We start from the raw sequence: 19,642 nt of genomic DNA on the forward strand, positions 1-19,642 counted from the left end.
ACCGTAAGAGGGCCCTTCAGGCCACGGTGGCCCGGATCCACCGGCCCACCAGCTTCACCAGGGCCTCCTTCTTCGCCTTCACGTCCTTCGCGTCCTGGAGCGTGACGATGCCCCGGTCCACCGCGGCCCACTTCACCAGACCCGAGTCGTCCTCGAAGGCGAAGCCCGCCGTGTCCTTCACCTTCGCGCCCCGGTGGAGGATGACCTGGAAGATGCCCTTGGGGGCCAGCCGGAACGTCGCCCGGTCATCGCCGCCGGAGCAGAAGCTGGGGGCATTCCACTTGATGCGCTCGGTGAGCGTCTTGTCGGAGGCCAGGATGGCGCTGCGCACGGATTGAATCTCCGCCTTGAGCGGATGTTCGAGCTCCGCCATGAACGCTTCGACCTCGTCACCCTGCTTCGACATGGCCCAGTCCTTTCAACCGCGTCACGCGCGCGGGTGCGCGGCGTCGTAGACCTCTTGCAGCTGTTCAAAGGTCACGTGGGTGTACTTCTGCGTGGTGGACAGGCTCGCGTGGCCCAGCAGCTCCTGGATGCTGCGGATGTCCGCGCCGCCGCCCAGCAGGTGCGTGGCGAACGAGTGGCGCATCGCGTGCGGGCTCACCTTGCGCGCCAGCGCGAGCTGGAGCACGTATGCGTCCAAGTGCCTCGCGATGCTCCGGGGCGTCAGCCGGCCGCCGCGGAAGTTGAGGAACAGCGCGTCCGGATCCTGTCCCGCGTAGACCGTGGCCAGCAGCTCGCCGCGCCGCGCGAGGTACGCCTCCAGCGCGCGGATGGACTTGGCGTTGAGCGGGATGAGGCGCTCCTTGCTGCCCTTGCCCATCACCCGGACGATGCGGCTGCTCCGGTCCACGCCCAGCAGCGACAGGCCACACAGCTCGCTGATGCGCAGGCCGCCGCCGTAGAGCATCTCCAGGATGGCCTTGTCCCGAAGCCCCAGCACCGTGCTCTCGTCCGGCATGTCGAGGATGGCGAACACCTCCTCCACCGGCAGCACCTTGGGCAGCGTCTTGGGCAGCTTGGGGCTCTTCACCAGCTTCGCGGGGCTGGCGGACAGGAGCTTCTGGCGCACCAGGTACTTGTAGAACGACTTGATGCTCGCCAGCCGCCGCGCGCGGCTTGCGGGGGCGTGGTCCACGCTGAGCGTGCCCAGGTAGCCCCGGATGGCCGCGTGCGTGCCGGCCAGCAGCGACGACTTCATCCGCTCCACGAGGTAGCGCTCATAGTCCACCAGGTCGATGAGGTAGTTGCGCACCGTGTGCGGTGACGCGTCCTTCTCGTCTTCCAGGTGGGCGCGGAACTTCTCGAGGAGCGGGGACAGGGTCGACATGGTCGGGGAAGCCTAGGGGCCTCCCCGAGCCTCGCAAGATTCGCGTCGGTGCGCGAGCACGCTCCGCCCGCCTACTTCGCGGGCGCAGGGGCCGGAGCGGCGGGGGCCGGCGCACCCGGCAGTTCAGAAGGCACCAGTTGGGGCAGGAACACCCGGCAGCTGTCTCCGGACAGCCACTGATGCGTGCACAGCCACTCCGTGATGGGCACGCGCACCTGCCACAGCAGGATGAACAGCACCAGCAGCGTGAGCCCGATACGGGCCCCCGCGGACATGCCGTCGCTCTCGTCGTCGTCCTGCGTGTGGCGCAGCGCCCCGCGCACCAGGTCCGCGTGGTCCACGCGCGCGTTCTTCGGCAGCTTCGGGCGGCGGGTGATGAGCGTCGCCACGCCCCGGGTGAGCATCAGCCGGTCGTTGAGCGCCCAGCCGGAGCCCTCCAGGAGCAGCGCCAGGTTGCGCCGCCGCAGCTTCAGCCACCCGAGCAGCCCCGCGGGCGCCATCACCACGATGGCCAGGATGGTCGCCGCGGTGATGACGTCCACCAGCGTCAGCGACTTGACCTGCGTGAGGATGAACGCCAGCGACGAGCCCAGCGCCGCGAACGCGATGCCGCCCGCCGCCAGCATGCCGGCGAGGCCTCCTCCCGCGGGTGCCGCCGCGGGCGCCGCCGCCGGGGGCCCCGCCTTGGCCGCGCCCACCGGGGGCGCCGTCACCGTCTGCGTGTAGCCGCGCTCCAGCGTCGAATCGAAGTCCTTCTCACCCGACGCCGCCAGCGCCTCCACCTTGCCGGAGATGAACGCGCCGATGCGCATGAAGGGCATCGTCATGGATTCCCACAGCGACACCGGCTGGCGGACCACCTGCGTGACGATGGCGTCGCTCTCCACGCCGTCCACGTCGTAGAACACGCCGCGCTTGCCCACGACGAGCTCCGTGCTGCGGCCCGCCGTGACGGGCACCGCCACCTCGTAGCCCTCCGCGCCGTCCTTGGGCAGCACCTTCACGTAGAGGATGCAGGTGGTGCCCTGCCCCGTCAGCGCCGAGTGCCCCGCCCGGTCCTTCACCAGCACCGACAGCGTGTACTTGCGTCCGGCCAGGATGAGCGTGCCCCGCTCCATCAGCGCCCGCCGCTTGGGCAGGTACAGGCTGGGCATGCTGATGAAGTTGTTGGCGAACACCAGGAGCCAGCGCTGGTACAGCACCAGCCGCTCCAGCTCCGCGATGACGTCCAGCGTGCCCTTGAGCGACAGGTCCTCGCGGCTCGCGGACTCCAGCGCGTCCAGCTCCTCGTCCGACACGGCGCCCAGCGTGTCCACCACCGCGTGCAGCGCGTGGCCGTCCCGCGTCGCCTGCCAGGCGAGGATGGCCTCCGCCTTCGCGGACAGGTCCTTCCACGCCGTGTCCGTCAGCTTCACGCCGTCGCCCAGCAGCGGCGTCGCCACCTCCTGGTGGAAGGACTCCAGCCGCTCGTAGCCGGCGCCACGGAACAGCCGCGCCCACACCAGCACGCCTGACGCATCCGGCGGCGCGATGGGCAGCTCCCCGGCGGCCTTCCCCATGGCGCCCGGGTCGCCCAGGGCCCCCTCCACCCGCTCCGCGCGCAGGCGCATGCTGGCGGCCGCCTCCGGCTGCGCGGCCACCAGCCGGCACTGCGCGAAGTAGCCGTCCAGCAGGGGCGCCACGTCGTGCACGCGCTTCGCCTGCTCCAGGCTCGCCGCGCCCCAGGTGAACACCGCGTCCCTTCCGGCCAGGTGCGCGAGCAGCGCCGCCCGCTCCTCGCGGAAGCGCTTCACCAGCGCCACGTCCACGCCCGCCAGGCCCGCGCGGTTCGTCACCGCCGGGAAGGCCGTGATGATGGCCTGCGCCAGGGGCCGCAGCCGCTCCGGCAGGGAGGTGGGCGCGATGATGCCGTCGCCGTTGGTGCCCGCGTCACGCAGCGCCTTGTCGCTGGTGCGCAGCTGCTCCAGGGACAGGCGCGTGGTGTCCGGCGCCTGGAGCGTGCGCAGCACCAGCTCCGCCGCGCCCCGCAGGTTGTTCGCCGTGTCGGAGAGCGCCGCCAGCTCCAGCACGTCGCTGCCCGCGTCCGCGCCCTTGCGATCCGTCAGCCGCGCCGCCGTCCAGTCCACCGCGGCGCGCAGCTCCTCCACGCGGATGCGCTGGTTGCCGTCCGAGTCCATCAGCGTGAGGAAGCGCGGATCACACGCGATGCCCTCCAGCGGACACGCGAGCGCCATCCACTGCGTCGCGGGGATGCGCACCGCTTCGGTGAGCGTGTTGAAGTCGGGGATGTCGACCTGGAGGGAGCCGCCGTAGCGCCGATAGACGAGTTGTGCCATTCGGCGCGGCAAGACAGCACACCCGCCCCCACGGTGCACGCCTCAACCGCCAGCGGGGGCCCGAAGGGGCGGACGGGCGCGGGCGCCCTCCCCCCCTGGGTCCGCCCCTACTGCGCTGAGGCGATGGCGCTGTACACGCCGGGGTTCTGCCCCTGGCCGATGATGTAGACGGCCCGGGTGTCGTCCTTGCCGGCGAAGTACGTGGGCACCTGCACGCCCTGGTCGAGCGTCTTCCGGGCCCCCGTCTTCACGTCGTAGACGGCCACGTCGTAGGTGTCCGAGTCCATGCGCGCGTACGTCGCCAGGATGCGGGCCCCGTCGTTGGAGATCTTGTAGCTGAAGATGCCCTGCATCCACGTCTTCGCCTCGGCCTGCTTCTCACCCAGGTCCAGCGCCTTGAAGTCGCACGCGCGGCCGTTGCGGATGCAGTTGGTGCGGAACACCACCGCGCCGTTGTTCGGCGTGAAGCCGTAGCCGAACACGCCCGGCTGCACCTTCTCCGCCTTCTCCTGGCCCAGCGAGTACAGCATCAGGTCCACGGAGAACACCGGCCGCACGAAGCGCGACAGGAACGCCACGTAGCGGCTGTCCGAGCCCCACACGAAGTTGGGCACCCGGTCCCCCACGCGCTTGGGCGCGCCGTCCGGCAGCGCCGCCACGCTCATCGCGCCCGCGCGCGACGGCTGGTCGTACTTCTCCAGGAAGCCCACCGCCTTGGAGTCCGGCGCGAACGCCATCTCCTCCACGGCTTCGCCCACCTTGCGGCCGGGCCCGCCGGAGGCCGGCCCCACGTACAGGTCCCCCAGCTGCTCCGGCTTGCCGTTCTCCGTGCGCGCCAGCCACTGGCCGTCCGGCGAGAAGCCGAACACCTTCGAGCCCACCGCGAGCCGCTGGCCCTTCAGCGCCGGCACCTCCGCGAGGTACAGGTCATACATGCCGCGCACGGCCTCGCTGCGCACCTGGTACGCCACGCGCTTGCCGTCCGGGGACACCTGGTAGTCGCCCACCTGATCCGCCAGCTTGCGCGGCGGCTCGTTGGCGCCCACCGTCACCGCCGCCAGCCCGCTCGCGGCCGACAGCCGGCGCTTGAAGAGCAGCGTCTTGCCGTCCGGCGTGAACTGCGCGGTGCTCACCTCCGCCGCCACGTCCTGGAACGGCCCCGAGGGCAGCGGCCCCAGCTTCAGCACGCCGCCGTCCACGAAGGCCGCGCTGGCGCCGTCGGGCGAGGGCAGCAGGTAGCTCACCGCCGCGCCCAGCTTCACCGGCTCCGCCGCGGCGTCCGTCAGGGCCAGCGCGTGCAGCTCGCCCGACTGCGAGGCCGGGTTGTAGCCCGTCACGTACAGCAGGTGCTTGGAGTCCGCGGAGAACAGCAGGCTGCCCGGCACGTTCGTCACGCCGTCCCCCAGCTCGCGCGGCTTGCCGCCCGCCACCGGCACCACGTACAGCGTGCCCACCAGCATCTGCGGCGGGATGCCGTCCAGCCGGGGCTTCTGGCCGTTGAGCAGGTACGTGGCGAACTGCCCGTCCGGAGACAGGCGCAGGTCCGCGGCGCGCCCCGCCGCCAGCTGCTGCCCCTGCCCGCCCACCACCGCCGCGCCCTTGGCCGCGCTGCGGACGGTGTCGCCCTTCGCTGCGCTGCGCTGCGACGGCGCGGACGGCGCGGCGTCCTCGCCCTTCTTGCACCCCACCACCGCCAGCAGGGCCACGAGGCCCCAGATTCCAGGTCGCTTCATGCGCTCCTCTGTTCGTCCGTCGCTTGGGGGGCGCCCGAGTCCGGGGCGCCCGCATGTGGCAGCCAGGCCGCCAGGTCCTGCTTCGCCCGCGCCGAGTAGGCCGCGCGCTTGTCCGCCTTCTTCATCCGCCCCGACAGGGGCGGGAACAGGCCGAAGATGACGTTGGTGGGCTGGTGCGGGTGGTCCGGCGGGTGCGCCTCGCCGGTGACGTGCCGGTACAGCGACCCCAGCGCCGTCGTCGCCGGAGGCGGCACGAACGTGCCCCCCGTGAGGCGCGCATGCACCGCCAGCGCCACCAGGTAGCCGCACGCCGCGCTCTCCACGTAGCCCTCCACCCCCGTCACCTGCCCCGCGAAGAACACCCGCCGCTCTGTCTTCAGCGACAGGTCCTCCGCCAGCAGGCGCGGCGAGTCGATGAACGTGTTGCGGTGGATCTGCCCCATCCGCAGGAACTCCGCGTTCTGGAGGCCCGGGATGCAGGACATGAAGATGCGCTTCTGCTCGCCCCACGTCAGGCGCGTCTGGAAGCCCACCATGTTCCACGCCGTGCCGGCCTTGTCCTCCATGCGCAGCTGCACCACCGCGTAGGGATCCTTCCCCGTGCGCGGGTCCTTCAGCCCCACTGGCTTGAGCGGCCCGAAGGCCAGCGTGTCGTCCCCGCGCTCGGCCATCACTTCGATGGGCAGACACCCTTCGAAGTATTTCGGTTCCTCGAAGCTGTGCGGCACCAGCTTCTGGCCCGCCTTCACCTCGTTGACGAAGCGGTAGTACTCGTCGCGCGTCATCGGCAGGTTGAGGTAGTCATCCCCGCCGCCCTTGCCGTAGCGGCTCTGGCGGAAGGCCACGTCCATGTCGATGGAGTCCCCGGACAGGATGGGCGCGATGGAGTCGTAGAAGTAGAGCTTCGTGCCCACGTGGCGCTCCAGCTCCGCCGTGAGCGCGTCCGACGTCAGCGGCCCCGTCGCCACCACCACCACGCCCTCGTCCGGGATCCGCTCCACCTCCCCGCCGACAACCTCCACGCCCACGCCGGACTGGAGCCGGGTGGTGATTTCACGGGAGAAGCCCTCGCGCTCCACCGCCAGCGCGTCCCCCGCCGGCACCCGGTGCAGGTCCGCGCTGCCCAGCACCAGCGAGCCCAGCGCGCGCAGCTCCGCGTGCAGCAGGCCAATGGCGCTCTCCGGGTTGTCCGAGCGCAGCGAGTTGCTGCACACCAGCTCCGCGAGCGAGTCCGACTTGTGCGCGGGGGAGCGCTTGTGCGGCTTCATCTCGCGCAGCACCACCGGCACGCCGCGCCGCGCGAGCTGGTACGCGCACTCGGTGCCCGCCAGGCCCCCGCCAATCACCGTCACCCGCTGCTTCACGTCCGACATGCAACCTCCACCCACCCGGCGCGCCCGTGTTTCAGGCCACCCGGGCGTCCCTGTTAGCAGGAAGGTCGCGCCCTTTCCCAGCCGTGAAAGCAGCGCGGCAACCCCGCGTTCTCTTTCCACTTCCCACCCGGCCCACGGCTGGCCGCCTGCCCTGCGTCCCGCCATGCGTGCCGACAGGGAGGCGAGGTTTCCCCACCTGGGATCCAACCCTAGGTTTCTCGCGGTCTTCGCGCCGGGATGACACCGCCGGCCGCGAGCGCCGTTCAACCGTGAACCGGGATGGGAGTGACGCAGCCATGAGCCGAGCCAAGGACCTGGTGGGAATCCGTGAGCTTCTCCAGAAGCGCCGCAAGACGACCGAGGAGGCCCAGGCGGGCGCTCGCCGGGAGCTGATGGCGCTGAAGGACCAGGAGCGCGACCCCGAATACGAGGAGCAGGCGCAGGCGGAGCTGGCGGACTACACGCTCTCCACGCTCATCGAGGCCCAGCGCCGGGAGATCATGCTCATTGACGCCGCGCTGCGCCGCATGGACACGGACGTGTTCGGCGAGTGCGTGGACTGCGGGAACGAGATCTCCATGGACCGGCTGGAGGCCATGCCCTTCGCCATCCGCTGCGAAGAGGACGCCGCCCTCCACGAGCAGGAGACGCGGGACGCCGCCCGGCATGTGGGCAGCCTGTCCCTCTAGCGAAGACGTCAGGCCCTCCCCCGTGTGTCCATCCCGCGCGGGGGAGTCGTGTGTCCGGCGGGCCGGCCCCTATTCGGGGTTACCCTGGAGCACGATGAAGCGGTAGTTCTCCAGCTCGTTCTGGCCCGCCGTGTAGAGCACGCTGACGAGCAGATCGTACGGCACGGCCTTGTCCGCGATGACGGACAGCTCGTGGCTGAACGGCGCCGTCGGGTTTCGCTCGGCGATGTACTTGAGCTTCTTCACTTCCTTCTTCAGCTGCTCATCCAGCCCCAGGATCAGCCGCTTGTCCGGGCCGAGCTGGGCCTCCGGGATGGCCTGGTTCGTCAGCTGCACCACCTTGCGCTCGCCCACCATGATGTGGCTCGCGGTGATGGTGACGGCCACCGTGTCCTTGGGCGTCGCGCGCGTGGAGGAGATGGGCGGGCGGACGTCGTCGGACGCGGTGATGGACGCGGAGGATGACGCGAAGGACTTCAGCAGGAACACCAGGATGATGGTCATCATGTCCATCATCGCGGTGATGTTGAGCTCCCTCACTTCCGACGCGGCCTCGCGCTCCTTGCGCTTCTTGCGCGCGAGGGCACGGCGGTAGCGCATGCGCGCGAGCTGATCGGCTTCGGCGGGGATCGGGGGCGCGGCGGGCTCGGACATGGCTACAGGGTGCCCAGGGTGACGTCGGGGAACAGCAGCTTGCGCTCGGTGGGGCCCGCCGTCTCGCGCAGGGCGTCCATCGTGTGGATGAGGGCCTCGTAGTGAACGCCTGGATCCGCCACCAAGATGACCTTCGTCTCCTGGGGGAACTCCGCCTTGATCTTCACCAGCTGCGCGTTGAGCGCCGCGTAGTCATAGGCGCCGCTCGCGAGCTTCGGCAGCGTGGGCGCCCCCCCCTCCGGGGCCGCGGCCTCCTTGCCGTTGCCCCGGACGTAGAGGCCGTTCGTGGAGATGAGCACCTGCAGGTTCAGCTTGGGCGCCTCCCCTTCCGCCTGTCCCGCGCTGGCGGAAGCACCGCCGCCGTACGTGGGCGCGGACACGTTGAGCGCGCCAAAGGCCGTCAGGCCCGTGATGGACAGCAGCATGAAGATGATGAGGTTCATGAGGATGTCGAGGTACGGGACGATGTTCAGCTCGCCCCCCTCTTCCTCTTCCCTCGGCTTCAGCTTGCGGCGGGAGTAGTAGAGCGCCATGCGTGGCTCCGGAAGCCAGCGGAGACTACGACGCCGCCCGGACGTCGTCGTCCTTGGGGACCACTTCCAGCGAGCCGCGGCGCGACAGCAGGTTCTCCAGCTTGAGCGCGTTCAGCTCCACCGTCTCCACCATGTTCTTCGCGTACGTGTGGAAGAACAGGTGCGCCACGATGCAGATGACGGCGATGGAGAGCCCGAAGCCCGTGTTGTACATGGCCTCCGAGATGCCGTTGGAGAGCAGCGCCTGCTTCTGGTCCGCCGGCACGTTGCCCAGCGCGCGGAAGGTGCCGATGAGGCCCACGATGGTGCCGACGAGTCCCACCAGCGTCGCGATGTTCGCGAGCGACCACAGCCACTGCACCCGGCGGGTGACGTGCGGCGTGTACTCCGCCAGCGCCTCCTCCACGGACTTGGCCACCTCCACTTCACCCCGGTTCGCGTTGATGAGCCCCGCGCGGATGACGCGGGCCAGCGGCGAGCGCGGCGCCATGCCGCAGAACTTCACCGCGCGGTCCAGGTTGCCGCTGCGCACCATCTTGTGGACCTGCTCGATGAACGCGCTCGCGTTGAGGCGGTAGCGGAACAGCAGCGTCACCGCGCGCTCGCCGATGACGGCCAGCGAGGCGAACAGCCAGAACAGGTTCACCAGCATGAAGTGGCCGCCGGCCTCGAACGCGGTGAAGACGAAGTCCACCAGACCTCCAGAGGGGGGCTGGCTGGCCGCGGGAGCCGCCTCGGCCAGGACCATGCTCAACAACGCGTTCACGGAGGGATTCATCGCGGAGTGCGTCCTTTCGCTGCCCCCCGCGCGCACCCCTGCCGCGAACGGGCAGGAGGCTTGCGATCACGGGCCGGGAGCAATCCGGACTTGTAGGGCTTCGCCCGCGAGGGTGTCAAGCCAGGGGGGTCCACCCAGCCCCCTGGAATGACTCAGCTTTCCGCTCAGGCCGCCGAAGGGGGCAGAGGAGCGGCTGCTGCCTCGGCAGGCGCACCCGCGGAGGCCTCCCCGGGAGCGCCGGGGACGCCCTGCTCCACCACCTCGCGGCGGTAGTCGCATTCCTTGTTCGGGCAGGAGATGTAGGCGCCGTCCCGCTTGGAGTACTTCTGCAGGAGGTACGGCGACGCGCACTGGGGGCACGCCTCCGGGAGCGGCCGATCCCACGCGGCGAACTTGCAGTCCGGGTAGCGGTTGCAGCCGAAGAAGATCTTCCCCCGTCCGCTGCGGCGCTCGGTGAGGTAGCCCACCTTGCACTCCGGGCACGACACGCCGATGGAGATGGGCTTGGACGTCTTGCAGTCCGGGTAGCCCGAGCACGCCATGAAGCGCCCGAACCGGCCGCGCTTGATGACCATGGGCTTGGCGCACTTCTCGCATTTCTCGTCCGTGGTCTCCTCCTCCACGATGACGATCTTCCCCTCGGCGTCCCGCTTGAAGTCCTTGGTGTTCTTGCAGTCGGGGTAGTTCGAGCAGGCGAGGAAGTGGCCCATCTTCCCGAACTTGATGACGAACGGGTTGCCGCACTTCTCGCAGGCGATGTCGGTCTTGATCTCCTCGCGCTTGACGTCGCGCATCTCCGCTTCGGCCTTCTCCAGGGTCTCCTTGAAGGGCCCGTAGAAGTCGTGGAGCACGGTCTTCCAGCTGGCGCCGCCGTCGGAGATCTGGTCCAGCTTCTCCTCCATGCTGGCCGTGAACGTCACGTCCAGCTCATGGGGGAAGTGCTTCACCAGCAGCTCGTTGGTCATCTGCCCCAGGTCCGTGGGGCGGAAGCGGCTCTCCAGCTTCTCCACGTACTTCTTGTCCTGGATGTTGGAGAGGATGGCCGCGTACGTGGACGGACGGCCGATGCCGCGCTCCTCCAGCTCCTTCACCAGCGTGGCCTCGCTGAAGCGCGGGGGCGGCTGGGTGAAGTGCTGCTCGTTGAGCAGCTTGTGCAGGGCCAGCACCTCGCCCTCGTTGAGGGGCGGCAGCTCGCCCACCACGTCCTCGGCGCCGTCCTCACCGGCGGCCTTGGCCTTGTCGCGCTCGGACTCCTCTTCCGGCGTGAGGCCGGCGCCGTACACGCCCAGGTAGCCGGGGAACTTCAGCGTGCTGCCGGACGCGCGGAAGGTGGCGCGGCCCGCGGTGATGTCCGCGGCCGTCTGGTCATACACGGCGGGCTTCATCTGGCACGCGACGAAGCGGTTCCAGATGAGCTCGTAGAGGCGGAACATGTCCGACTCGTCCATCGCGTCGAAGAAGGGACGCACGCGCTCGGGCGGGTACTCCAGGGACGTGGGCCGGATGGCCTCGTGCGCGTCCTGGGCGCTCTTGCGGCTCTTGTAGACCATGGGCTCCGGCGGCAGGTAGTCCGCGCCGTACTTCTGGCCAATGAACTCGCGCACCTGCGTGACGGCGTCGTCCGACAGGCGCGTGGAGTCCGTGCGCATGTACGTGATGAGCGCCGTCTGGCCCTCCTCACCCAGCGGCACGCCTTCGTACAGCTTCTGCGCCAGCGTCATCGTCTTCTTGGCGGTGAAGTGCAGCCGGTTCGCCGCCTCCTGCTGGAGCTTGGAGGTGATGAAGGGCGCGGGCGCGTTGCGGCGGCGCTCCTTGCGGTCCACCTTGGTGACGGTGAAGGGCGCGTCCTTCAGCTCCGCGACGAGCCCGTCCGTGGTGGCGCGGTCCTTCAGCTCCACCTTCTTGCCGTCCACGCGGGACAGCTTCGCCTTGAAGGGCGGCGGCCCCTGCGGGCCCTGCACCAGCGCGTCCAGCGTCCAGTACTCCTCGGGCGTGAAGGCCTTGATCTCCGCCTCGCGCTCCACGATGAGGCGCACCGCCACGGACTGCACGCGGCCGGCGGACAGGCCCCGGCGGATCTTCTTCCAGAGCAGCGGCGAGATTTGATAGCCGACGAGCCGGTCCAGGATGCGCCGCGTCTGCTGCGAGTCGTAGTTGTCCTGGTTGAGCTCGCGCGGGTTGGCGATGGCTTCCTGCACCGCCTTCTTGGTGATCTCGTTGAAGGTCACCCGGAGGGAGTCCGGGTGGGCCAGCTCCTCCTTGATGTGCCAGGCGATGGCCTCGCCCTCGCGGTCGGGGTCTGTCGCGAGGAACACGCGGTCCACCGTCTTGGCCGTCTTCTTCAGCTCGTTGAGGACCTTCTCCTTGCCCTTGATGACCGTGTACTCGGGCTTGAAGTCGTCCTCCACGTCGACGCCAATCTTGCTCTTGGGCAGATCCTTCACGTGCCCCACGGAGGCCTTCACCGTGTAGCCAGAGCCCAGGTACTTCTTGATGGTCTTGGCCTTGGCGGGAGACTCCACCACCACCAGGTAGTGCGGGCCCTTGCCACGACGCTCGGGGACTTCTTCCTCGGCCTCCTCCGCGTCCGCGTCCACGGTGGGAAGCTCCTCGCCGTCCGCGCCACGGCGACGGGCCGCCGTCTTCTTCTTGGCCGAGGCCTTCTTCGCCGCCGTCTTCTTCTTGGCGGGCGCCTTCTTGGCGGGCGCCTTCTTGGCCGCCGGCTTCTTGGAGGCCGCCTTCTTGGGCGTCGTCTCCTCCGTCGCCGCTTCCGTCTGCGCCGCCTGTGTCTTCTTCCGCGTGGCCATGGCTCTCCTACCTCGGACTGCCTTCAAACCTTCTCGTACCGTTTACCCGGGTGCTGGACCACCAGCCCCGACAATTCCAACTCCACCAGGGCGCTCGTGAGCGCGGCGGGGGACAGCGGACTGTGGGCGAGCACCTCGTCGAAAGACCGGGGAACCCTGTCCAACAGCCCATAAGCCCCGCGCGCTTCCACGGACAGCGCCTCCCACCAACCTCCTTCACGCCCCGCCGGCACCGCCCGGGCGGGGTGAACGCCCACCACCGCGCAGATTGCTTCCGCCGACGTACAGGCCCGGGCCCGCCCGTCCGCCAGCAGGGCGTTGCAGCCCGCCGCCGCCGGCTGCCACACGTCCCCGGGCAGGGCGAACACCGGACGGCCCTGGGTGCGGGCCGCGTCCGCCGTGTACAGGCTCCCGGACTCCAGTCCGGCCCGCATCACCAGCACCGCGTCCGACGCTCCGGCGATGAGTCGGTTGCGCCGGGGGAAGGTCGTCGTGCTCGCCCGGACACCGGGCGGCAGCTCGCTGAAGAACACCCCGCCCCGGGAGAGGAAGTGGGGCAGCAGCCGGGCCTGGGCCGGATCCAACGCATCCAGGGCCGACCCCAGGAACGCCCACGTCTCCCCGCTCGCGTCCAGGGCGCCCCAGTGGCACGCCCGGTCCACCCCCTCCGCCGCGCCCGACACCACCCCCACGCCGGCCTCCGCCACCTGCCGGGCGAACGTGCGCGCGAACGGCAGGAAGCCCTGGTCGGGGTGCCGGCTGCCCACCATGGCCAGCCGGCGCCGGGGAGGGCCGGGCTCGCCCCGGTAGAAGAGCAGCGGCGGCGCGTCCTCCAGCCCCACCAACCGGCCGGGATGGGCGGGCATGCCCGCGAAGGCCACCCGGATGCCCGCCACGGCGCAGGCGGACTGCACCCGCGACGCCAGGTCGTCCAGGGATGCGACGGCCGCCAGGCGCTGCCGGACGGCGGTGGGCACCGGGACGTCGGACACCCAGTCCCGCACCGGGGCGGACGCCAGACGGGACAGCGCCCCGCCGGCGAACGCACGCACCGCGTCCAACGTCCGGGGCCCCAGGCCAGGGATGGCCCAGAGCGCCAGGCAGGCGCGGTGTTCTGCGGTGAGTGTGCCCGTGTCCGTGTCCGCCATACCCGTCCCCCGCCTGTTTCCCACCTATATAGAGGTGGACCCGGGAGGGGCGTGACACATAACACCGGAACATCGGTGGTCAAGCGGCCCGCCCCTCCAGGGCGGGCCGGAATGCAGCTTTCCTGCCGTTCCGGAGCCCGGGACTACCGGCTGGCGGTGGGGGCCCCGTCCTTGCGCATGGTGGCGCGATCCCCCGGGGAGATCTCCACCAGGGAGCGGGTGATGAGGCAGTTGGAGGTGCGCTCGCGGACCTCGGTGACCATGCACTGGGCCACGGCCTCCCACGGGTAGGCGCGCTCGCCCTTCTTGATCTCGCTCGGGTTGGTCTTGCGGCGCCCGAGCACGTTCAGGCTGGGGTCACCCTTGCGATCAATGGTGAAGACGTTGCCCACCTGCACGCCGTCCGCGGTGCCGCGGTCGACGATGATGAAGTGGTGCTCGCTCATCACCGTCTGGCCCGCCGTCATCGGCGTCAGCACGTAGCCGGGGATCTCCTTGGCGTTCGGCTTGGGGGCGACGCGCTCCGACAGCCGCTCGCTGGAGGGGCCCACGTAGTTGCCACGCTCGATGGGGTCCCAGGTCTCCATGATGCGCGCGGTGACCACGTCGTCGTTGATGGCGGTGACCTGCACCGTGCCCAGCAGCTCCGTGAGGAAGCCCGCCTTGGCGCCCGTCACCGGGTGCTTCACCGGCTCCACGGTGTGGTAGACGACGTAGCTCTCCCCGACCTTGGCGGCGCCGCGCTTCTTGAAGCGCAGGTACACGCGCGACGGGGCCGACAGCATCAGCGCCTCGGAGGGCGAACCGTCGATGCGGCCCGCCTCGTCCAGCTCACGCGCCGTCACGAAGCCCTTGGTCGTCACCGGCCGGGCCGCGGACGGGTCGTAGCCGATCTTCCCCACCACCGTCACCAGGCTGGCGCCGCTCACGTCCTGGGGCGCCTCCATGTCGTCGGTAGGAAGGTTGCCCGCCTCCACGCGCGAGGGGACCTCCTCGCCGCCCGGGTAGAACTTCACGTTGTTGCCCGGGTAGATCCAGTGCGGGTTGGCGATCTGCGGGTTGTAGGACCAGACCTTGGGCCAGTACCAGGGGCTGCCCAGGTAGCGCTGGGACAGATCCCACAGCGTGTCGCCGCCCTCCACCGTGTGCACCTGGCCGGGGGCGCTCTCGCGGCCCTGGGGGGCGCCGGGAGGCAGCGTGACGGAGGTGGGACGCTCCGGGGCTTCGTCGGAGATGTCCTGGCCTTCCGTCTCACCTCCGGCCGACTGCGATTCCTCCTCTTGCGCGTCCTGCTGCTGGGCATGGGCCGTCCACGCCGGGGCGACGGCGAGGGGCACGAGCAGGGAGGCGAGGATCCGGGAGCGCATCGGACGACGTCCTTTCACGAAAAGGGCTTACGGCGAGAGCGCGGCGAGCCGCTGCTCCGCCTGCGTGGCGGCGGCCGTCCCCGGGAACTGGGTGACGACGCGAGTATAGAGGGCCCTGGCATCCACGGCCTGATTGAGCCGCACCCGGCACTCCGCGAGCCGGAGCATGCCGTCCAGGATGGCATCCCCGGCGGGGTAGGTCTTGATGAGCCGTTCGAACGTCTTGGCGGCGCTGGCCGGGTCCTGGAGGCCCATCTGCCCCAGCCCGGTGAAGTACAGCGCGTTGTCCGCGCGGGGGTGGCGGGGGTTGGTCTCCGCGAAGCGCGTGAGCTGATCCACGCCCCCCTCCACGTTGCCGGTGCGCAGCAGCGACACGGCGTGCTCGTACTCGGCTTCCAGGATGGCCGGATCCTTGTCCGGCGGCTCCGCGCGGCCGGGCGACGCGGAAGCGGTCCCCGACGAGCCCTCCGCCGGGCTGATGAACATCTCCATCTGGTCCTGATCCGGCTCCACCACCGCGACCGCCGTGGCGATGCGCGGGGCGGGTTCCTTCTTCGGCTTGAGCCGCACCACCGCCAGCTCCGACGGGGGCAGGCCCAGCGCTTCGCTGCCGGTGGGCTCGTCGGAGGCCCTGGCGCTGCTCACCGGCGCGGGCGTGGCCGGGGCCACGGAGCGGGCGCGGGAGACGGCGTCGCGGGTCTCCAGCCGCTCCAGGCGCTCCACGAGCTTCGCCTGGGAGGAGCGCAGCGTGCGCAGCTCCGCTTCCAGCCGCCCCACTTCCGCCTGGGAGGCGGCGGTGGTGGCGCAGGCGGTGGGCGCGCACAGCGCCACGACGGCAAACAGGCGGAAGAAGAAGGGGCGCACCGGCACGAGCCTGGACGGAGGGGATTCCGCGTCGAGGATAGGAAGGCCGGACAGAGACCGTCAAGAAAACGGCCGGCCTGGCACGGGACGCTCGAAGCGGTGTAGCACGAAATTGAGGTGCCGGCCCGTGAGCCCCGCGTCCCGGCGGTGGGAGAAGAACCGCTCGCGATCACACGCCGTACACACCTGTAGCACATCCACGTGCCCGGCCTGGAGGCCCGCCTTGAGCAGCGACGCCCTCACCGCGCGGGGCAGGTCCAGGTGGGGCTTCACGCCCTCGCGCACCACGTCCGGGCCGAAGCGCGCGCGGAAGCGCTCCCCCAGCTCCACGGACACCTCATAGCAGCACGCCTGGATGCAGGGCCCCACCGCCGCCAGCAGCCGCTCCGGCCGCGAGCCCTTCGCCACCAGCGCCTCCACCGTGCGCGCGCTGATCTCCAGATCCGTGCCCTTCCAGCCCGAGTGCACCGCCGCCACCCGGCGCCCTTCCGGATCCACCAGCAGCACCGGCACGCAGTCCGCGGTGCCCACCGCCACCCAGCTGCCCTCCTCCTGTGTCCAGAGCGCGTCCGCCTCGCCCAGCGTCGGGCGCAGCACGTCGTCCGGTTCGCCCCGCACCTCCAGCACCCGGTCGCCGTGCACCTGCGACACCCGGCCCAGCGCGCCCAGCTTCGCGCCCACCGCCAGGGCCAGCCGCCGGTGGTTCTCCTCCACGCGAGCGCGCTCGTCCCCCACCGAGAACCCCAGGTTCAGCGACGCGTAGGGCCCCTGCGACACCCCACCCTCACGGGTGGCGAAGCCGTGCGGCACCGGCAACAGCGCGGACGTGAGGAACGCGGGCGTGGACATGGGGCCTCCCTCGGGGATTCCGCCGCACCGTGGGCGCAGCCCCTGAAAACAGGAACTCGCAGGTAACAGCAGTCCAGGTTCAATATTTCCGCATGAGTACGTTTGACAGGGCGTGTCACCACCCTGACAATTTCTGAACACTCCGGGTTCACGCGCAGAAGGCGCGGGCTTCGGAGACACTGCGCTGCGCACATGGCCCTGGGTTCCGAGACGATTGGCAGGAAGCTGCTCTGGAGCATCGGCCTGCCGGGTCTGGTGGTGGCGTTGCTGGGCGTGGGGCACTTCTCACGCGAGGCGCGGCAGGCGGTGCGCGAGGGCACGCACCTGGAGGCGCTGGCGCTGGCGGAGTTCGTGGCCTCCACGTTCACCCTGCCGCAGGCGCCGGGCGCGGCGCCGCACGGGGCGGTGGCGGAGGTGCTGGCGTCGGACACGCGGCTGTTCCGTTCGGTGGAGGACCTGCGGGTGCTGACGCCGGAGGGGCGCATCCGCTGGAGCCGGCGTCCGGCCGAGCAGGGCCACCCGCACCCGGAGGCCTCGCGGCTGTCGGCGGCGGGGCCGGAGACGGCGCGCTCCAGCGAGCGCGGCACGGAGGTGGTGCGTCCCCTGGGCGGCCCCGAGTGCTCCGGCTGTCACACCGGCGAGGCCGCGCAGCGCATGGGCGTGCTGCAGGTGCGCCTGGGCGAGCCCGCGCTGCACCGTCAGTTGCAGACGGTGTTCCGGGACGCGCTGGGGGCGATGGTGCTTTTCGTCGTCATCCTGGCGCTCGTCACCTGGCTGAGCCTGCGCTTCGTGCTCACGCGTCCGCTCAAGCGGCTGAGCGAGGCCATGGGGCGCGCGGAGTCCGGGGACCTGCTGGTGCGCGCGGACGCCCGGGGCACGGATGAGATTTCGCGGCTGGGCGCGGCCTTCAACCAGATGCTCGCGCGGCTGACCTCCATGAAGGTGGAGGAGATCGACACGCACCGCGACCTGGAGCTGGTGAAGGAGAAGCTGGCGCTGAAGGACGAGTTGGAGGAGCGCCTGCGGGAGCTGTCGCTGCTGTTCGACGTGGCGCGCTCGCTCAACACCACGCTGGAGCTGGACGAGCTGCTGTCGCGCATCACCCGGATGGTGGTGGAGCGGCTGCACATCCCCGACTTCTCCATCATGCTCCTCAACGAGGACGGCATGCTGGAGGTGAAGCACGCGTGGCCGCAGGGCCGGGGCCTGGAGGGCCACACCTTCGCCGTGGGCGAGGGCGCGTGCGGCCGGGCCGCCCAGACGCGCAAGGCGGTGTACCTGCCGGACCTCACCGACGGCACCAGCATCTTCGCCCGGCGCGGCCTGCGCGGCGGTTCGGAGCAGGGCTCGCTGCTGGCGGTGCCCATGGTGCACGCGGAGACGCTCCTGGGCGTCATCAACTTCCAGCGGCCGGAGACGGCGTGCTTCGCCGCGGAGGAGATTGAACTCTTCACGGCGGTGGCGGATCAGGCGGCCACGGCGGTGACGAACGCGCGCCTGCACGCGGAGACGGTGAAGCTCACGCTGACGGACGCGCTCACGGGCGTGCCCAACCGGCGCCACCTCTTCCAGCGGTTGGACCTGGAGCTGGCGCGGGCCCAGCGCTTCGGCGTGCCGCTGGCGCTGCTGATGGTGGACGTGGACCACTTCAAGCGCCTCAACGACCTGGCCGGACACCGCGCGGGGGACGAGACGCTGCGCCGGGTCTCCGAGGTGCTGCGCACCCGCGCCCGCAAGGTGGACACGCTGGGGCGCTATGGCGGCGAGGAGTTCGTGCTGCTGCTGCCCCAGGTCTCCAAGTCGACGGCGTTCGAGGTCGCGGAGACGCTGCGCCGCGCGGTGGCGGAGTCCGGCACGCTGGGGCGTCCGGGCCTGCCCGGCAACCACGTCACGGTGTCCATCGGCGTCGCGCACTTCCCCACGGACGCGAACTCGCAGGAGGCGCTGGTGGATTGCGCGGACTCGGCGCTCTATTGCAGCAAGCGCACGGGCCGCAACCGCGTGACGACCTTCGAGCCCGGCATGGAGATGCACCCCGGCCGCGAGCGCAGCATCACCGCCCCGCCCACCGACGCGCCGACCACGCCCCCGGCGCCCTCGGGCATCGCCAAGGCGTGAGGCGCGGGCGCCCCCGGCTCAGCGCTGGATGAGCGTGCGCACCGTGGGCAGCATCAGGTCCGCCCACTCCTCGTAGCCCTCCGCGGACGGGTGGAAGCCGTCCGAGCTGAAGAAGTCCCGCCGCCGGGGGATCAGCTCGCGGCTGGCCGTGTACAGGTCCACCAGGTGGAGCCCGTGCGCGCGCGCCACCGTGGCGATGGCTTCGTTGAAGGGCTCGATGCGCCCTTCGTACAGCGCGCTGGGCACCAGCTTCGCGATGGGCGCGAGCGCCATGTCGGCCAGGTTCACCACCACCATGGACGCGCCGGTCTGCTTCAACCGGCGGGCGATGCGGTCCAGGTCGTCCTGGTACTCCGCCACCTCGGTGCCGCGCCAGAGGTCGTTGGTGCCCACGCCCAGGGTGATGAGCGTGGGCTGCAGGGCCACGACGCGCTTGAGGGCGCTGTTGACGACGTCGCGCACGCGCGCGCCGCTCTGCCCCAGGTTGGTGTGGCCCACCGGCAGGCCGGCCTGCCGCAGGCGGGAGGCGAGCCGGTCGGGATAGCCCCCACCCTGCGACGCCCCCACCCCCACCGCCGTGCTGTCACCCAGCGAGACGTAGTTGACGCTCATGCCGCGCGCTCACCCTCCGAGACGGGAAAACCCCCTCCAGGCCCCCACGACCTCAAGGCATCTTCAACGCGCGCAGCAGCCGTCCGCCGCCCGGGCCCGCCACGCGCAACAACAGGGTGCTGCCCGCGGGCGCGGCGCGGATGACCGCGGCCAGCTCCTTCGCGCTCGTGATGGGCTTGCGGTTCGCCTCCACCACCAGCATGCCCGGGGCCAGCTGCGCGCGGTCCGCGGGGGAGCCGGGGACGATGTCCGTGACGAGCGCGCCGGTGCGCTCCGTGAAGCCCGCCTGGGACGCGGTGCGCGCATCCAGGTCCTGCAGGGACACGCCCACGCGGCGCGAGGAGTCCTGGTCCCCGTTGGCCTCGGGCTTCTTCTTGGACAGGCCCTCCAGGTCCGGCCGGGTGCCCATGGTCACCTTGACGTCCTGGGCCTTGCCGTCGCGGTAGATGCT

General features: G+C 70.7%; 17 protein-coding genes. 2 read left to right on the forward strand and 15 right to left on the reverse strand.

Annotated features, from left to right (window positions below; genetic code table 11):
- Positions 1–16: 16 nt before the first annotated feature.
- From OV207_RS28965 to trmFO, 5 genes are all read right to left on the reverse strand, one after another.
- On the reverse strand, positions 17–406 hold the full coding sequence (locus tag OV207_RS28965) for a DUF1801 domain-containing protein (RefSeq protein ID WP_267558281.1): 390 nt from the start codon (positions 404–406) through the stop codon (positions 17–19).
- A 21-nt stretch (positions 407–427) separates the two neighbouring features.
- Positions 428–1,330 (reverse strand): tyrosine recombinase XerC, encoded by a 903-nt coding sequence (locus OV207_RS28970; RefSeq protein WP_267558283.1) that lies wholly within the window; start codon positions 1,328–1,330, stop codon positions 428–430.
- A gap of 71 nt (positions 1,331–1,401) precedes the next feature.
- The gene (locus tag OV207_RS28975) at positions 1,402–3,666 is read right to left on the reverse strand and encodes a kinesin (RefSeq protein ID WP_267558285.1); all 2,265 of its coding nucleotides are present in this window, start codon (positions 3,664–3,666) and stop codon (positions 1,402–1,404) included.
- Positions 3,667–3,773: 107 nt separating this feature from the next.
- The gene (locus OV207_RS28980) at positions 3,774–5,399 is read right to left on the reverse strand and encodes a gliding motility protein (RefSeq protein WP_193429212.1); all 1,626 of its coding nucleotides are present in this window, start codon (positions 5,397–5,399) and stop codon (positions 3,774–3,776) included.
- Entirely contained in the window at positions 5,396–6,772 is a 1,377-nt protein-coding gene (gene trmFO, locus OV207_RS28985) for a methylenetetrahydrofolate--tRNA-(uracil(54)-C(5))-methyltransferase (FADH(2)-oxidizing) TrmFO (RefSeq protein ID WP_193429211.1), read from the reverse strand. Before trmFO ends, OV207_RS28980 begins: the two co-directional genes overlap by 4 nt.
- Positions 6,773–7,068: 296 nt before the next feature.
- Here trmFO and OV207_RS28990 point away from each other — a divergent pair, with 296 nt between their 5' ends.
- Entirely contained in the window at positions 7,069–7,461 is a 393-nt protein-coding gene (locus OV207_RS28990; protein ID WP_193429210.1) for a TraR/DksA family transcriptional regulator, read from the forward strand.
- Positions 7,462–7,530: 69 nt separating this feature from the next.
- Here OV207_RS28990 and OV207_RS28995 read toward each other — a convergent pair whose 3' ends face one another.
- The 8 genes from OV207_RS28995 to pgeF all read right to left on the reverse strand — a co-directional run bounded on the left by OV207_RS28995 (position 7,531) and on the right by pgeF (position 16,461).
- Positions 7,531–8,115 (reverse strand): ExbD/TolR family protein, encoded by a 585-nt coding sequence (locus tag OV207_RS28995; RefSeq protein ID WP_267558287.1) that lies wholly within the window; start codon positions 8,113–8,115, stop codon positions 7,531–7,533.
- Positions 8,116–8,117: 2 nt separating this feature from the next.
- Positions 8,118–8,648, reverse strand: a complete 531-nt coding sequence (locus OV207_RS29000) for an ExbD/TolR family protein (RefSeq protein WP_267558288.1) — start codon at positions 8,646–8,648, stop codon at positions 8,118–8,120.
- A gap of 25 nt (positions 8,649–8,673) precedes the next feature.
- Entirely contained in the window at positions 8,674–9,426 is a 753-nt protein-coding gene (locus OV207_RS29005) for a MotA/TolQ/ExbB proton channel family protein (RefSeq protein ID WP_193429207.1), read from the reverse strand.
- A gap of 164 nt (positions 9,427–9,590) precedes the next feature.
- On the reverse strand, positions 9,591–12,233 hold the full coding sequence (topA, locus tag OV207_RS29015; protein ID WP_420715271.1) for a type I DNA topoisomerase: 2,643 nt from the start codon (positions 12,231–12,233) through the stop codon (positions 9,591–9,593).
- A 23-nt stretch (positions 12,234–12,256) separates the two neighbouring features.
- Positions 12,257–13,381 carry a DNA-processing protein DprA gene (locus tag OV207_RS29020; RefSeq protein WP_267558291.1) on the reverse strand — a complete coding sequence of 375 codons (1,125 nt, stop codon included), beginning with the start codon at positions 13,379–13,381 and terminating at the stop codon, positions 12,257–12,259.
- Positions 13,382–13,524: 143 nt separating this feature from the next.
- A complete protein-coding gene (locus OV207_RS29025) occupies positions 13,525–14,748 on the reverse strand; it encodes a LysM peptidoglycan-binding domain-containing protein (protein ID WP_267558293.1) in 1,224 nt (407 codons plus the stop codon).
- Positions 14,749–14,775: 27 nt separating this feature from the next.
- A complete protein-coding gene (locus OV207_RS29030) occupies positions 14,776–15,618 on the reverse strand; it encodes a tetratricopeptide repeat protein (protein ID WP_420715272.1) in 843 nt (280 codons plus the stop codon).
- A gap of 54 nt (positions 15,619–15,672) precedes the next feature.
- Entirely contained in the window at positions 15,673–16,461 is a 789-nt protein-coding gene (gene pgeF, locus OV207_RS29035; protein WP_267558296.1) for a peptidoglycan editing factor PgeF, read from the reverse strand.
- A gap of 192 nt (positions 16,462–16,653) precedes the next feature.
- Here pgeF and OV207_RS29040 point away from each other — a divergent pair, with 192 nt between their 5' ends.
- On the forward strand, positions 16,654–18,579 hold the full coding sequence (locus OV207_RS29040) for a sensor domain-containing diguanylate cyclase (RefSeq protein WP_193429201.1): 1,926 nt from the start codon (positions 16,654–16,656) through the stop codon (positions 18,577–18,579).
- A gap of 18 nt (positions 18,580–18,597) precedes the next feature.
- Here the strand turns inward: OV207_RS29040 and OV207_RS29045 are convergent, their stop codons facing one another.
- Together OV207_RS29045 and OV207_RS29050 are read right to left on the reverse strand one after the other, a co-directional pair.
- Entirely contained in the window at positions 18,598–19,191 is a 594-nt protein-coding gene (locus OV207_RS29045; protein ID WP_193429200.1) for an SGNH/GDSL hydrolase family protein, read from the reverse strand.
- Positions 19,192–19,243: 52 nt separating this feature from the next.
- Positions 19,244–19,642: PDZ domain-containing protein (locus OV207_RS29050; protein WP_267558299.1), on the reverse strand; the 399-nt coding region annotated here is incomplete at its 5' end.

Origin of the sequence: Corallococcus sp. BB11-1, assembly GCF_026626625.1 — a bacterium.
GTDB lineage: Bacteria > Myxococcota > Myxococcia > Myxococcales > Myxococcaceae > Corallococcus > Corallococcus soli.